Raw genomic sequence first — 13,950 nt, 5'->3', positions numbered from 1 at the left:
GCCCCACAGGCGTTCGAGCCGTCATCAGCGGCGAGCCTCCGGAGGAACGGCACGCGAGTGCTCAGTAGAACCGGACGGGTGGGCCCGTCACAGCCGCACAGAGTGGCCCGTCCCGGGCACCCGGGGCAGGGGCAAGCGAGGTGGTACCGCGGCAGACGTCGTCCTCGCACGACGCCGACGCCCGCAGGAGAGCCACCCATGACCTACCCCCTCGTCTCGCACGACGCCACCGGCTCCGACTCCCCGGCCGGGGTGTCCTCGAGCCCGCGCTTCCCCGCGATCGAGGAGCGGGTGCTCGCCTACTGGGCGGCCGACGGCACCTTCCAGGCCAGCATCGAGGCGCGCGACGCCGGTGCCGACGGCTCGGACGAGTTCGTCTTCTACGACGGCCCGCCGTTCGCCAACGGACTGCCGCACTACGGCCACCTGCTCACCGGGTACGTCAAGGACCTCGTCCCGCGCTACCAGACGATGCGCGGCAAGCGGGTCGAGCGCCGCTTCGGCTGGGACACCCACGGGCTGCCGGCCGAGCTGGAGGCGATGCGGCTCAACGGCATCAAGACGACCGAGGAGATCCTCGAGCTCGGCGTCGAGAAGTTCAACGACGCCTGCCGCGCCTCGGTGATGAAGTACACCGGCGAGTGGCGCGACTACGTCACCCGCCAGGCGCGCTGGGTCGACTTCGACAACGACTACCGCACGATGAACCCCGACTACATGGAGTCGGTGATCTGGGCCTTCAAGCAGCTGCACGAGAAGGGCCTGGTCTACGAGGGATTCCGCGTCCTGCCGTACTGCTGGAACGACGAGACCCCGCTGTCCGCGCACGAGCTGCGGATGGACGAGGAGACCTACCGCAACCGCCAGGACCCCGCGGTCACCGTCGGCTACACGCTGCACGGCCGCGACGAGTCGGACCCGCTCCGTGGCGTGAAGATCCTGATCTGGACGACCACGCCCTGGACCCTGCCCTCGAACCTCGCGGTGATGGTCGGCTCCGACATCGACTACGTCGTCGTGGCCTCCGAGGCGACCGGGCTGCCCGAGCGCTACCTGCTGGCCGAGGCGCGCCTGCCCGCCTACGCCCGGGAGCTGGGCGAGGAGCCCGAGGTGCTCTCGCGTCACCGGGGCGCCGACCTGGTCGGGCTGACCTACACCCCGCCGTTCACCTACTACGCCGGTCACGAGAACGCCTTCCGCGTGGTCGCCGCCGACGACGCCGTGACCACCACCGACGGCACGGGGGTCGTGCACACCGCCGGCGCGTTCGGTGAGGTCGACAAGGAGGTCACCGACCGCGAGGGCATCGAGGCCGTGATGCCGGTCGGCAAGGACGGGCGGTTCACCGCGCCGGTCGTCGACTACGCCGGGATGAACGTCTTCGACGCCAACCTGCACGTCATCGACCACCTCCGTGGCGCGACCCTCGTGATCGGTGAGGATCGCGCGCCGAGCGGCTCGGTGAGCCCGGGGACCGTGCTGCTGCGTCGCGAGACCTACGACCACTCCTACCCGCACTGCTGGCGCTGCCGCGAGCCGCTGATCTACAAGGGCGTCTCGTCCTGGTTCGTCGAGGTCACCGCGTTCAAGGACCGGATGGTCGAGCTCAACCAGCAGGTCCGGTGGGTGCCCGAGCACATCCGCGACGGCCAGTTCGGCAAGTGGCTGGAGAACGCGCGCGACTGGTCGATCACCCGCAACCGCTTCTGGGGCAGCCCGGTGCCGGTGTGGAAGAGCGACGACGAGGCGTACCCGCGCCTGGACGTCTACGGCTCCTTCGAGGAGATCGAGCGCGACTTCGGGCGGCTGCCGCGCGACCGCGACGGCAACCCCGACCTGCACCGTCCTTTCGTCGACGAGCTGGTCCGGCCCAACCCCGACGACCCGCGTACGCCGGAGGAGGGGCAGAGCTCGATGCGCCGCGTCGCCGACGTGCTCGACGTGTGGTTCGACTCCGGCTCGATGAGCTTCGCCCAGGTGCACTACCCGTTCGAGAACGCCGACTGGTTCGACGGCACCGACGTGCTCCAGGGCCACTTCCCGGGCGACTTCATCACCGAGTACATCGGGCAGACCCGCGGGTGGTTCTACACGCTGCACGTGCTGGCCACCGCGCTCTTCGACCGCCCGGCCTTCTCGGCCTGCGTCAGCCACGGCATCGTGCTGGGCTCCGACGGGGCGAAGATGAGCAAGTCGCTGCGCAACTACCCCGACGTGCGCGAGGTCTTCGACCGCGACGGCGCCGATGCGATGCGCTGGTTCCTGATGTCGAGCCCGATCCTGCGCGGCGGCAACCTGGTCGTCACCGAGCAGGGCATCCGCGACTCGGTGCGCCAGGTGCTGATCCCGCTGTGGAACACCTGGTACTTCTTCAGCCTCTACGCCAACGCCGCCGGCTACGAGGCGTCCCGCTCGACGACCTCGACCGACCCGCTGGACCGCTACCTGCTGGCCAAGACCCGGCAGTGGGTGGCGCAGATGACGACCGCGCTCGACGACTACGCCGTCGCCGAGGCCTGCGACGCCACGCGCTCGTTCATCGACGTGCTCACCAACTGGTACGTCCGGCGCTCGCGCGAGCGGTTCTGGGCCAGCGGCACCGACCTCGAGACCGGCGCGTTCGACACGCTGTGGACGGTCCTCGAGACCGTCTGCCGGGTGACCGCGCCGCTGCTGCCGCTGACCACCGAGGAGGTCTGGCGCGGCCTCACCGGTGGCCGCTCGGTGCACCTGACCGACTGGCCCGCCCTCGACGAGCTGCCGGCCGACGACGCGCTGGTGGCCGCGATGGACACCGTGCGGGAGGTCTGCTCGACGACGTCGGCGCTGCGCAAGGCCGCCGGGCTGCGCAACCGGCTCCCGCTGGCCACGCTGACCGTGGTCGTGGCCGACCCGGCCGCGCTGGGCGGCTTCGAGGCGATCGTGGCCGACGAGGTCAACGTCAAGCAGGTCCGGTTCCTCGCCGCGGACGACCCGGAGGCGGCGTCGTACGGCGTCGACCAGCGGCTCACCGTCAACGCCCGGGCTGCTGGGCCCCGGCTGGGCAAGGACGTGCAGGTCGCGATCCGTGCCTCGAAGTCCGGGGACTGGTCGGTGGCCGAGGACGGCTCCGTCGTCGCCGGCGGCCTGGCGCTGGTCGAGGGCGAGTACGCCCTGGAGACCGTCGCCGGCTCCACCGACGAGGACGCCGTGGTGGCGATGGTCGGCGGGGGAGCGGCCGGGTTCGTCGTGCTCGACACCGCGGTCACCCCCGAGCTGGCGGCCGAGGGCGTCGCCCGCGACCTCGTCCGCGCGGTCCAGCAGGCCCGGCGCGACGCCGGCCTGGAGGTCTCGGACCGGATCGCGCTGACGCTCACCGGGCCCGAGGACCAGCTGGCCGCGGCGAGCACGCACGCCGAGCTGCTGGCCCGGGAGACCCTGGCGACCTCGGTCGACCTGGTGCCGGGCGACGCCCTGGCGGTGACGGTGGCGCCGGTGGGAGCCTGAGCCGGTGACCGCCCGCTGGAAGGACCTCTGCCTCGACGCCGACGACCCCGCGCTGCTGGCGGGGTTCTGGGCAGCGGTGATCGGCCTGGAGGTGGAGGCCGACCGCGCCTCCACGCCGGGGCCGGTGTCGCTGGCCGGCCCCACCGACCGGCACCGGGTCTGGATCAACCCGACCTCCACGCCGCGACGCGTCAAGCACCGCCTGCACCTCGACGTCGACGCCGGCTCGGTGGCCGAGGTGGAGGCGCTGGGCGCCCGCGTCGTGCTCCCGGCGGAGGAGTCGGGGTTCATCTGGACCGTGATGGCCGATCCCGAGGGTGGAGAGTTCTGCGTGTTCGTCCGCGACGAGCCGCCCGCGTACCGCCTGCACGGCGTGGTGGTCGACTGCCGCGACCCGTTCGCGCAGGCCGCCTGGTGGGGCAGGGTGCTCGGGGTGGAGCCGGTGCACCACGCCGACGAGGGCTACGCGACCCTCGAGGGCGCCGGCCCGGACGAGCGGCTGACCCTGGACTTCGTGCCGGTGCCGGAGGCCAAGGTGGCGCCCAACCGCGTGCACTGGGACCTCGTCGGAGACCGCGACGAGCTGGTCCTGCTCGGCGCCACCCACCGCTGGGACACCCCGGGCTGGACCGTGCTCGCCGACCCCGAGGGCAACGAGTTCTGCGTCTTCCCCGCCTGACCGCCGCCACCACGGGGCCGGGTCAGAGGTCGAACGACACCCCGGTCAGCTCGCAGGACACGTCCCACAGCCGGCGCTGGGTCGCCCCGTCGTGCGAGGCCTCGGTCGACAGCACCCGCACCGGGTGGCCGACGGCCTCGCCCGGCCCGCGGGGGCCGTAGTACTCCCCGCCCCGGGCGTCGGGGTCGGTGGCGGCGCGCAGCGTCGCCAGCGCGCCGACGGCGGCGGAGTTGAGGAACCGTCCGCCGAGCCGGGCACCGAGCCGCAGGGGACCGGGGCTGTGGCGGGTCAGCTCGGTGTCGGAGACGCCCGGGTGCGCCGCCAGCGCCACCGCAGGGGCGCCCGCCGCCCGGAGCAGCTGGTCGAGGCGGTAGGCGAAGAGCAGGTTCGCCAGCTTCGAGCGGCCGTACGCCGCCACCCGGTCGTAGCCGCGCTCGAGGGCGAGGTCGTCGAAGTCGATCCGCGAGCGGACCTTGTGGGCCACGCTGCTCACCGCGACCACGCGGGCGGCCGGGGCGGCGAGGAGCCGGTCGAGCAGCAGCCCGGTCAGGGCGACGTGGCCGAGGTGGTTCGTGCCGAGCTGGAGCTCGAAGCCGTCCTCGGTGGTGGAACGGGGGGTGTACATCACCCCGGCGTTGTTGACGAGCAGGTCGATCCGGTCGTGCCGGCCACGCAGCTCGTCGGCCGCGGAGCGGACCGAGGCCAGCGAGGAGACGTCGAGGTGCTGCACGTGCAGGTCCGCGCCGGGCACGTCGGCGCGGATCTCGTCGGCCGCCGCGCGGCCCTTGACCTCGTCGCGGACCGCGAGCTCGACGCGGGCGCCGCTGCGGGCCAGCTCGCGCGCGGTCTCCTTGCCGAGGCCGGTGTTGGCGCCGGTGACCACCGCGGTGCGGCCGGAGAGGTCGGGGATGTCGCGTGCGGTCCAGGTGCTCATGGCCCGATCCTGCCCGGTCAGTCCTGGTGCTCGACCTTGAGGGCCGTGATGCGCTCCAGCAGCTGCTCCAGGGCGATCTCGAACTCCTCCCCGGCGTGGTCCTCGGAGAGCTCGCCACTCAGCCGCTGCACCGTGGGGAAGTCCTCCAGCGACGGGTCCGGCGTGGTGTCCTCGACGACGTCGAGCGGCCCGACGTCGGCGCCGTGGGTCGAGACCTCCAGCAGCAGGTGGCCGAGCAGGAAGCTGGTGAAGCCGCGGTACGCCGCCACGGCCGCCTCGTCGGTGAAGCCCTCGGCCAGCAGCCCGGCGAGGAACGACTCGACCCAGTCGACGCTGCGCAGCGGAGGGCGCAGCCAGGGCGCCTCGGGCGGGCGCGAGGCGACCAGCGGGAAGGCCTTGACGTGCCGCAGCGCCATCCGGCGCACGCCGTGGGCAAGACGCTGGAGGAAGTCCTGCCAGCCGTCGCGCGGCTCGGCGAGCACCTCGGGGTCGCTGTAGAGCCCGGTGATCAGGTGCTCGACGATCGCGTCGAGGAGGTCCTCCTTGCCCGGCACGTAGCGGTAGAGCGACATCGCCTCGACGTTGAGCCGGGCCCCGAGGCGGCGCATCGTGAGCCCGCCCGGCCCGACCTCGTCGAGGAAGGTGACGGCCTCGGCCACGATCAGGTCGCGGTCGAGCGGGACCCGGGCCGAGGGCGGCTCGCGCCCGGCCACGATCTCGGCGTCGGCGTCGGCCGGCTCATCGGGGGTGTCGTCCACCACGGGGTTCGTCCTCTCGGTCCGTGCAGGTCAGGCTAGGCAGCACGAGGGGGTGAGGAGCGGCCCCGTGGTGGACGCGGTCGATCAGCGGCCGAGGCCGGCCTTGTCGATGCGGCGGTGGTAGCGCATCCCGGTGAGGCCGCCGAGCATGGCGCCGACCAGGGCGGCCGCGACCACGCCGACCAGGACGACGACGCCCTGCAGGGTCAGGCCCTCGAGGCTGGAGGGGATGTTCGGGAAGCTGTTGATCTCGCTGAGCACGTTGTACTGGGCGCCGGCGACGGCCCCGAGGATCGCGACGACGACGGCGATGAAGACCGACCAGCCGAACACGGCTGCGCCCTGCTTGAGGCCGTTGAAGCGCGCCATCCGGCCCGCGACGTAGCCGCCGGCGAGGTAGGCCAGGAACACGACGACGAGGACGACGATGGCCGCGCCCCAGCCGATCTCCTCGGCACTGACGTTGTTGGCCTGGGCGGCGTCGCTCAGCTCGGCGGGGCTGGAGACGAGGTTGAGCCCGCCGGCGACGGCGGCGAGCAGCGCGGTCAGCACGACGGTCATGCCCGTGGCGACCAGCCAGCCGAAGAAGGCCGCACCGATCTTGACGCCGCCGAAGGCGTCCTTCTCGCGCGCGACCACGGTCTTGCGGTCCTCGGTGCGGACGGGCTGGACCGGCTCGGCTCCGGTGGGGGTGGGCTGCGTGGTCATGTCTTTCCTCCTGTGAACGGGCGATCGTGCATCACCCTGAAAGGGTTGACCTTACGTCGTAAGGTCGGCCGCAAGGGGTGAGAGAGGCAGCAGCTCCGGGCCGAGGGCGAGAAGGACCGGCCCGGCCCGGCGCTCGGGCCGGTGGGGTTGGATGGCTGCGTGACCACCCTGGACCTCAGCACCGACGTCGTCAGCCTGACCCGCGCCCTGGTGGACATCGAGTCCGTCAGCCGGGGCGAGCAGCAGATCGCCGACGCGGTCGAGGAGGCGCTGCGCGCCCTGCCCCACCTGAGCGTCGTCCGCCACGGCCACACCGTGGTCGCCCGGACCGACCTCGGCCGGGCCGAGCGCGTGGTGCTCGCGGGTCACCTCGACACCGTGCCGGTGCACGACAACCTCCCCAGCCGGCTCGACGAGGCCACCGGCCTCCTGCACGGCCTGGGGACCTGTGACATGAAGGGCGGCGACGCCGTCATCCTGCGGCTGGCCGCCACCGTGCCCGAGCCGGTCCGCGACGTCACCTACGTCCTGTACGAGGCCGAGGAGATCGACGAGGTCTTCAACGGCCTGCGCCACCTCACCGAGGTGGCCCCCGAGCTGCTCGAGGCCGACTTCGCGATCCTGATGGAGCCCTCGAACGCCGTCGTCGAGGCGGGCTGCCAGGGCACCCTGCGCGTCGAGGTGCGCGCGACGGGCGAGCGGGCGCACTCCGCGCGCAGCTGGAAGGGCGTCAACGCCATCCACCAGGCGGCCCCGGTGCTGGAGCGGCTGCGCGCCTACGAGGCCCGCCGCCCGGTCATCGACGGGCTGGAGTACCACGAGGGCCTGAACGCCGTGGGGATCCGGGGCGGTGTCGCCGGCAACGTCCTGCCCGACGAGTGCGTGGTCGAGGTCAACCACCGCTTCGCCCCCGACCGGTCGGCCGAGGAAGCCGAGGCGTTCGTCCGCGGCGTGTTCGAGGGCTTCGAGGTCACCCTGACCGACCTCGGCCCGGCGGCCCTGCCCGGTCTCGACCGGCCCGCCGCGGCCGCCTTCGTGGCCGCGGTCGGCGGCCAGGTGAACCCAAAGTTCGGCTGGACCGACGTGGCTCGCTTCACCGCGCTGGGGGTGCCGGCCGTCAACTACGGCCCTGGCGACCCGCTGCTGGCCCACAAGGCCGAGGAGCACGTGCCGGTGGAGCAGGTCCGCCACTGCGAGGAACGTCTTGCCGCCTGGCTGCGCGGCGAGGAGGCGACGTCGTGAGGTCGAAGAACAAGGGCCCGGTGCTACAGCGGCGCGGCCAGGTCGACGGGACCACCACCGACCAGCGGCTGCTGGACTCCCGCGGGCCCACGGACTGGGTCCACACGGACCCGTGGCGCGTCCAGCGGATCACCGCGGAGTTCGTCGAGGGCTTCGGTGCGCTGGCCGAGCTCGGCCCGGCGGTCGCGGTGTTCGGGTCCGCGCGCACCCCGGCCGACGACCCGGCGTACGCCCAGGGCGAGCAGGTGGGGCGGGCCCTGGCGGAGGCCGGGTTCGCGGTGATCACCGGCGGCGGCCCCGGGGTGATGGAGGCTGCGAACAAGGGCGCCAGCGAGGCCGGCGGCACCAGCGTGGGGCTCGGGATCGAGCTGCCGTTCGAGACCGGCCTCAACGACTGGGTCGACCTCGGGATCGACTTCCGCTACTTCTTCGCCCGCAAGACCATGTTCGTCAAGTACTCCCAGGGGTTCGTGGTCCTCCCCGGTGGCCTCGGCACCCTCGACGAGCTGTTCGAGGCGCTCACGCTGGTGCAGACCGGGAAGGTGACCGCCTTCCCCGTGGTGCTGCTCGGCACGGCGTACTGGTCGGGCCTGATCGACTGGCTCCGCGAGAGCGTGGTCGCGGGGGGCAAGATGAGCCGCGCCGACCTGGACCAGCTCGTGGTGACCGACGACGTCGGCGAGGCCGTCGCACTGATGCGCCGCGACGCGGCCGGCGAGGGCGACGGCGGGCAGGGACCGGCGTGACCTGGCTGCTGGTCGTGCTGGCCGTGCTGCTGCTGGGCGGCGTCGCGGTCGTGGCCGCCGGGCGCGGGGGTCCGCTGGCCCCTGCCGGTGACGACGACCCGGCTCCCGACGTGCCGGCCACCGGCCCTCTCACCGCCGACGACCTCCGGCGGGTCCGGTTCCCGCTCGCGCTGCGGGGCTACCGGATGGCCGACGTCGACGCCCTGCTCGACCGTCTCGCCGCCGAGCGTGATGGCGGCGCCGGGACGAGGTAGGGCACACTGCCGGACGTGTCGAGCCTGGTCGTGGTGCTGTGCACCCTCCTTGCAGCGGCGTCGGTCGTGCTGACGCGGTTGCGACTGCGACGCGGGCAGGTGGCCGGCCGGGGCCGGTCGGTCCTGACGGTGCACACCGTCGCCGGGCTGACCGCGCTGGTGCTGTGGCTGGCCCTGCTGGTCCTGGGCACCACGTGGCTCGACGCCGTCCCCGACGACGCCGCCTCCCTGCTCGGCATCGTCGCCCTCGCAGCCTGGTGGGTCACCGCCGGGGCCGGCCTGATGATCCTGGCGCGGTGGCTCCCCGCGCGCGGCAAGCGCGCCGCCGCAACAGCCACCGACGGGTGGTCGGCCGGCCCGGGGCTGTCGCTGCTGGCCCACCTGGGCACGCTGGTGTGCGTCGGCGTCCTGACCTGGGCCTACGCCGACGGCCGGGTCTGACGGCCGGGTCCTGACGGCCCGGTGGTGCCGGTCCGGTGGTGCGGGGGTCAGCGCCCCTCGTACACCGGCTTCTGCTTGGCCACGAAGGCCGCGACCGCGGCCTCGTGGTCAGCGGTGCCACCGGTGCGGTTCATCAGCCGCGCCTCGGTGGCCAGCGCCTCGGCGAACGGGTGGTCCCCGGCGAAGGTGACCGCCTCGCGGATCGAGGCGAGCGCGACCGTCGGGCCGGCCGCGAGGCGCCCGGCCAGGGCGGCGGTCTCGCCGACCAGGTCCTCGGGGGCCACCACCGTGGTGGCCAGGCCGAGGGACGCCGACTCCTCGGCGCCGACGGTGCGCGGGAAGTACAGCAGCTCCAGGGCCCTGGCCCGCCCCACGATCCGCTGCAGGGTCCAGCTCATGCCGGTGTCGCAGGACAGCGCCACGTTCGCGAAGGCGAAGTTGAAGCCCGCGGTGTCCGCCACGAGCCGCAGGTCGCAGGCCAGCGCCAGGCTCGCCCCGGCACCGGCGGCCACGCCGTTGAGCGCGGCCACGGTGGGCTTGGGCATCTCGACCAGCGCGGTCACGATCGGGTTGTAGTGCTCCTCGACCGTCGAGAGTCGGGGGCCGCTGCTGCTGCTGCGCAGCAGGCCGATGTGCTCCTTGAGGTCCTGGCCCGTGCAGAAGGCGCGCCCGGTCCCGGTAAGCACGACGCAGCGGACGCTGTCGAGGTCGGCGACCTGGCGCAGCGTCTCGAGGAGCAGCACCTTCGTGGCGACGTCGAGGCTGTTCATCGCGTCGGGGCGGTTGAGGGTGACGATGGCGACGCCGTCGCCAACGTCGAGGAGCACGGGCGCGTCGGTCATGCGGGTCAGTCTGGCAGTCCGCGCGGCGGGCCGCGACGCCCCTGTGCTGCGGGTCACCGCTCCCATGGGGGATAATGGAGCGGTCCGCTCGGTGCGGGCGAGGATATGGGGTCCGGCCCCATCGGACGACAAGGGAAGAGGTGTGCCGCATGGCGGCCATGAAGCCGAGGACGGGCGATGGTCCCCTCGAGGTCACCAAGGAGGGTCGCGGCATCGTGATGCGCGTCCCGCTCGAGGGCGGCGGCCGCCTGGTGGTGGAGCTCAACGCCGAGGAGGCCACGAACCTCGGCGACGCCCTCAAGAACGTCGTCGGGTGACCTCCGCCGCGCTCCCGGCTCAGCACTCTCCTCCGCAGCTCGCCCTCAGCGAGCGTGCGGCGCACCTGCTGCTCGGCGCCGAGGTGGTCGCCGTCCCCGTCCTCCCGCAGGACGCGGACGACGCCGCCGGCGACGCGCAGGAGGGGGGCCCGATCCTGGGCCCCGGGGCCGAGGAGCTCGGCGAGGCCCTCGGCCTCGACCTGGTCGGCGTGGCGGAGGCCGCCCACGCGACCGGGCGCACCGGTGAGGTCGTCACGGTGCCGGTGGCCGGCGGGAACGCCTCCTGCCCCGACCTGCGGCTCGTGCTGCTCGTCGGCGTCGGCGCGGCGATGCCCACCGACCTCCGTCGCGCCGGTGCGGCCCTGGCCCGGGCCACCCGGGGGCGCGGCGACGTCGCCACCTCGCTGGCCGCGATCACCGACGACGCGGGCCTGGAGGCCCTGGTCGTCGGCGCGATGCTCGGCTCCTTCGTCTTCCACTGGCGCTCGTCGGCCCCGGAGCAGCCCCCGGTGCGCCGGATCGTGCTCGCCGGCCTGTCGGACCCGGACGGCTCGCGCCCCGCGCTGGACCGCGCCGTGGCGCTGGGCGGTGCCGGCTGGCGGGCCCGCACCCTGGCCACCGTCCCCTCGAACCTGAAGAACCCCGCCTGGATGGCCGAGCAGGCCCGTGGGGTCGCCGCCACCGCCGGCCTCGAGGTCACCGTCTGGGACGAGACCGACCTGGCCCGCGACGGGTTCGGCGGCATCCTCGGCGTCGGGCAGGGCTCGGTCTCCCCGCCGCGGCTGGTCCGCCTCGACTACGCCCCGCCGCGCGCCGGGCGTCGTACGCCCACCGTGGCGCTGGTCGGCAAGGGCATCACCTTCGACTCCGGCGGGCTGTCCATCAAGCCGGCCGAGGCGATGTCGACGATGAAGCGCGACATGACCGGCGCGGCCGTGGTGCTCGCGGTGATGGCCGCCCTGCGCGACCTCGGCTGCCCCGTCCGCGTGGTCGGGCTGCTGGCCTGCGCCGAGAACGCCGTCTCCGGCTCCTCGATGCGTCCTGGCGACGTGCTGCGCCACTACGGCGGCCGCACCACCGAGGTCACCAACACCGACGCCGAGGGCCGCCTGGTCCTCGCCGACGCGATGGCCTACGCGGTGGCGGAGGTCGAGCCCGACGTGCTGGTCGACGTCGCCACGCTGACAGGCGCGGCCAAGGTCGCGCTCGGGCAGCGCACCGGTGCGCTCTTCACCGACGACGACACGCTGGCCGACCGTCTGCTCGAGGCCGGTGCCGGGTCCGGTGAGCCGCTGTGGCGGCTGCCGCTGCACACCGCCTACGCCGACAAGCTGGCCTCCGGCGTGGCCGACTCCGACAACGCCGGCGCGGGGCCGGGCGCGATCGTCGCGGCGCTGTTCCTGAAGCGCTTCGCCGGCTCCGTGCCCTGGGCGCACCTCGACGTGGCCCCGGTCGGCGACGTGCCGACCGACCACGACGAGTGGACCGCCGGACCCTCGGGCTTCGGCGCCCGGGCCCTGCTGACCTGGCTCGGCGGCCCCGACCCCGTGGCCGGGGTCGGGTCCTAGGGCCTACCGCTTGGTGGCGGCCAGCAGGCCGTCGCCCACGGGCAGCAGCACCGTGACCAGGTCGTCGCGCTCGGCCACGCCCTGCACCAGGTCGCGCACGGCCACGGTCTGCTCGTCGCGCTGCGCGGGGTCGGCCACCCGGCCCCCGCCGAGGGCGTGGTCGAGCACGACGACGCCCCCGGGGCGCAGCAGGCGCAGCGCCTCGTCGAGGTAGGCGGCGTACTCGCGGCGGTCGCCGTCGACCACGACGAGGTCGTAGTGGCCGTCGGTCAGGCGCGGGAGCACGTCCAGGGCGGCGCCGGCGATGGTGCGCACCCGGGAGGACGGGACGCCGGCCTCGGCGAAGCCGGTGCGGGCCAGGCGCTGGTGCTCGGCCTCGACGTCGACGGTCGTCAGGACCCCGTCGGGGCGCATGCCGCGCAGCAGCCACAGGGCGGAGACGCCCGTACCGGTCCCGATCTCGACCACCGAGCGGGCGCCCAGGGCGCTGGCCAGGAAGCAGAGGGCCGCGCCGGCGCCGGGCGTCACGGCGCTCACGCCGACCTCCTCCGCGCGGACGCGCGCAGCGGCGAGCGCGTCGTCCTCGGCCACGAGCCCGTCGGCGAACGCCTGGCTGGCAGGCGTGAGGGGGGTGCTGATGGCGGCCTCCTGGGGACGGCGCCGGGTGGCGCGCGGGGTGCGGTGTGCGGGCGTCCACCGTAGCGCCAGCAGGACCCGGGAACGCCCGGACGCCCCCGGACGTTGGTGGGGACGAGGTCGTCGTCGGGGCCGCGGGCCCGGTTCGGTCCCCGGATCCGTCTCTCAGGCCCGTCTCAGCCCCGAGCCCTACCGTGGAGGTCCCCGATGCCGGTCACGGCACCCCCCTCGGTCGCAGGAGCCACCATGGACGCCACGTCGCACGTCCCTCCGACCTGGCACGAGGTCGTGGAGCGGCACTCCGACCGGGTCTACCGCCTGGCCTACCGGCTCACCGGCGACAAGCACGACGCCGAGGACCTGACGCAGGAGGTCTTCGTCCGGGTCTTCCGCTCCCTCGACGGCTACACCCCCGGCACCTTCGAGGGCTGGCTGCACCGGATCACCACCAACCTCTTCCTCGACCAGGCCCGCCGCAAGCAGCGGATCCGCTTCGACGCGCTCTCCGACGCCCGCGCCGACTCGCTCTCGAGCACGACCCCCGAGCCCGGGACGGCCTACGCCGACCGCACCTTCGACGACGACGTCGAGCGCGCCCTGGCCACCCTGGCGCCGGACTTCCGCGCGGCCGTCGTGCTCTGCGACGTCGAGGGCCTCTCCTACGAGGAGATCGCGGAGATCCTCGGCGCCAAGCTCGGCACCGTCCGGTCCCGCATCCACCGCGGTCGTGCCCAGCTGCGCACCGCACTGGCGCACCGGGCGCCGGAGAACGGACGGGCCCGCTACTCCGGGCCGGCGACGGGACCGCTGCCGGTGGTCCGCCGGGCGCTGACGTGATCGGACACCTCGGCTCGCGGGTGAGCGCGCTCCTCGACGGGCGCCTGGACCCCGTCGAGACCGAGCGCGCCTGGAACCACGTCCACGAGTGCCACCAGTGCCGTGACCTCGTCGAGCGTGAGGGCTGGGTGAAGCGCCGGCTGGCGCGGCTCTCCGACGGCAGCGGCGGGGCCCCGGACCACCTCAAGGGCTCGCTCCTCGGCGCGCCCGGACTCCCGGTACGCCTCTCCGACTGGACCGAGGCCGAGCACCGTCCCCGCCGCGCGATCGGCGTCGGTGTCGTCGCGGTCGGTGGCAGCGCCGTCGGTGCCGCCATGCTCGGGGTGCTCGCCCTGGGTGCCTCGCCCGCCGCGGCGCCGACGGCGCCGACCATGGACCAGCGCACGCCGCTGACCCAGCTCACCCCGCTCGGTCCCACGCTGCCGGGCGTCACCCCGGCCCTGGACCGGTCGGGCCGCGGCGGTCGCTGACCGCGCCGCGGGGGAGGCACCGCTGGGGGGAC

15 protein-coding genes are annotated in these 13,950 nt (G+C 74.1%); 10 read left to right on the top strand and 5 right to left on the bottom strand.

Annotation, left to right across the window (positions count from 1 at the left end; genetic code table 11):
• Positions 1-198: 198 nt before the first annotated feature.
• Both ileS and GV155_RS14305 read left to right on the top strand, forming a co-directional pair.
• A complete protein-coding gene (ileS, locus tag GV155_RS14310; protein ID WP_160008992.1) occupies positions 199-3,486 on the top strand; it encodes an isoleucine--tRNA ligase in 3,288 nt (1,095 codons plus the stop codon).
• Between the two features lie 4 nt (positions 3,487-3,490).
• The gene (locus tag GV155_RS14305) at positions 3,491-4,165 is read left to right on the top strand and encodes a VOC family protein (protein ID WP_160008990.1); all 675 of its coding nucleotides are present in this window, start codon (positions 3,491-3,493) and stop codon (positions 4,163-4,165) included.
• Positions 4,166-4,187: 22 nt separating this feature from the next.
• Here the strand turns inward: GV155_RS14305 and GV155_RS14300 are convergent, their stop codons facing one another.
• The 3 genes from GV155_RS14300 to GV155_RS14290 form a co-directional block, all read right to left on the bottom strand.
• Entirely contained in the window at positions 4,188-5,099 is a 912-nt protein-coding gene (locus tag GV155_RS14300; RefSeq protein ID WP_160008988.1) for an oxidoreductase, read from the bottom strand.
• A gap of 17 nt (positions 5,100-5,116) precedes the next feature.
• Positions 5,117-5,860: a TetR/AcrR family transcriptional regulator C-terminal domain-containing protein gene (locus GV155_RS14295; RefSeq protein ID WP_201300173.1), complete on the bottom strand. Its 744-nt coding sequence runs from the start codon at positions 5,858-5,860 to the stop codon at positions 5,117-5,119.
• 81 nt (positions 5,861-5,941) lie between these two features.
• The gene (locus GV155_RS14290; protein WP_160008986.1) at positions 5,942-6,565 is read right to left on the bottom strand and encodes a hypothetical protein; all 624 of its coding nucleotides are present in this window, start codon (positions 6,563-6,565) and stop codon (positions 5,942-5,944) included.
• Positions 6,566-6,724: 159 nt separating this feature from the next.
• Between GV155_RS14290 and dapE the strand changes: the two genes are divergently transcribed.
• Genes dapE through GV155_RS14270 form a run of 4 tightly spaced genes read left to right on the top strand, consistent with a single transcriptional unit; the run spans position 6,725 to position 9,248 of the window.
• On the top strand, positions 6,725-7,807 hold the full coding sequence (gene dapE / locus GV155_RS14285; protein ID WP_160008984.1) for a succinyl-diaminopimelate desuccinylase: 1,083 nt from the start codon (positions 6,725-6,727) through the stop codon (positions 7,805-7,807).
• On the top strand, positions 7,804-8,553 hold the full coding sequence (locus GV155_RS14280; RefSeq protein WP_236554335.1) for a TIGR00730 family Rossman fold protein: 750 nt from the start codon (positions 7,804-7,806) through the stop codon (positions 8,551-8,553). The genes dapE and GV155_RS14280 overlap by 4 nt, the downstream gene beginning before the upstream one ends.
• A complete protein-coding gene (locus tag GV155_RS14275) occupies positions 8,550-8,807 on the top strand; it encodes a DivIVA domain-containing protein (protein WP_236554334.1) in 258 nt (85 codons plus the stop codon). The genes GV155_RS14280 and GV155_RS14275 overlap by 4 nt, the downstream gene beginning before the upstream one ends.
• Before the next feature lie 15 nt (positions 8,808-8,822).
• A complete protein-coding gene (locus tag GV155_RS14270; RefSeq protein WP_160008982.1) occupies positions 8,823-9,248 on the top strand; it encodes a hypothetical protein in 426 nt (141 codons plus the stop codon).
• Positions 9,249-9,295: 47 nt separating this feature from the next.
• Here the strand turns inward: GV155_RS14270 and GV155_RS14265 are convergent, their stop codons facing one another.
• The gene (locus tag GV155_RS14265) at positions 9,296-10,090 is read right to left on the bottom strand and encodes an enoyl-CoA hydratase/isomerase family protein (protein ID WP_160008980.1); all 795 of its coding nucleotides are present in this window, start codon (positions 10,088-10,090) and stop codon (positions 9,296-9,298) included.
• 149 nt (positions 10,091-10,239) lie between these two features.
• Between GV155_RS14265 and GV155_RS14260 the strand changes: the two genes are divergently transcribed.
• Positions 10,240-10,407, top strand: a complete 168-nt coding sequence (locus GV155_RS14260; RefSeq protein WP_160008978.1) for a DUF3117 domain-containing protein — start codon at positions 10,240-10,242, stop codon at positions 10,405-10,407.
• Positions 10,404-11,975: a leucyl aminopeptidase family protein gene (locus GV155_RS14255; protein ID WP_160008976.1), complete on the top strand. Its 1,572-nt coding sequence runs from the start codon at positions 10,404-10,406 to the stop codon at positions 11,973-11,975. The genes GV155_RS14260 and GV155_RS14255 overlap by 4 nt, the downstream gene beginning before the upstream one ends.
• A gap of 3 nt (positions 11,976-11,978) precedes the next feature.
• On the opposite strand, the gene GV155_RS14250 is transcribed toward GV155_RS14255, so the two are convergent.
• Entirely contained in the window at positions 11,979-12,512 is a 534-nt protein-coding gene (locus tag GV155_RS14250) for an O-methyltransferase (protein WP_442938846.1), read from the bottom strand.
• Between the two features lie 345 nt (positions 12,513-12,857).
• Between GV155_RS14250 and sigE the strand changes: the two genes are divergently transcribed.
• Positions 12,858-13,448: an RNA polymerase sigma factor SigE gene (gene sigE, locus GV155_RS14245; RefSeq protein ID WP_236554333.1), complete on the top strand. Its 591-nt coding sequence runs from the start codon at positions 12,858-12,860 to the stop codon at positions 13,446-13,448.
• A gap of 20 nt (positions 13,449-13,468) precedes the next feature.
• Entirely contained in the window at positions 13,469-13,918 is a 450-nt protein-coding gene (locus tag GV155_RS14240; protein WP_160008971.1) for a hypothetical protein, read from the top strand.
• Positions 13,919-13,950: the final 32 nt, after the last annotated feature.

This window comes from Nocardioides sp. AX2bis, assembly GCF_902506435.1.
Classification (GTDB): Bacteria; Actinomycetota; Actinomycetes; order Propionibacteriales; family Nocardioidaceae; genus Nocardioides.
This window is presented reverse-complemented; position numbering and strand designations above follow the sequence as displayed.

What these genes read in the sequence shown, in the direction of transcription:
- ileS (WP_160008992.1), top strand. Translation starts at nt 199, where the DNA reads ATGACCTACCCCCTCGTCTCGCACGACGCCACCGGCTCCGACTCCCCG.
- GV155_RS14300 (WP_160008988.1), bottom strand. Translation starts at nt 5,099, where the DNA reads ATGAGCACCTGGACCGCACGCGACATCCCCGACCTCTCCGGCCGCACC.
- GV155_RS14290 (WP_160008986.1), bottom strand. Translation starts at nt 6,565, where the DNA reads ATGACCACGCAGCCCACCCCCACCGGAGCCGAGCCGGTCCAGCCCGTC.
- GV155_RS14265 (WP_160008980.1), bottom strand. Translation starts at nt 10,090, where the DNA reads ATGACCGACGCGCCCGTGCTCCTCGACGTTGGCGACGGCGTCGCCATC.
- GV155_RS14260 (WP_160008978.1), top strand. Translation starts at nt 10,240, where the DNA reads ATGGCGGCCATGAAGCCGAGGACGGGCGATGGTCCCCTCGAGGTCACC.
- sigE (WP_236554333.1), top strand. Translation starts at nt 12,858, where the DNA reads ATGGACGCCACGTCGCACGTCCCTCCGACCTGGCACGAGGTCGTGGAG.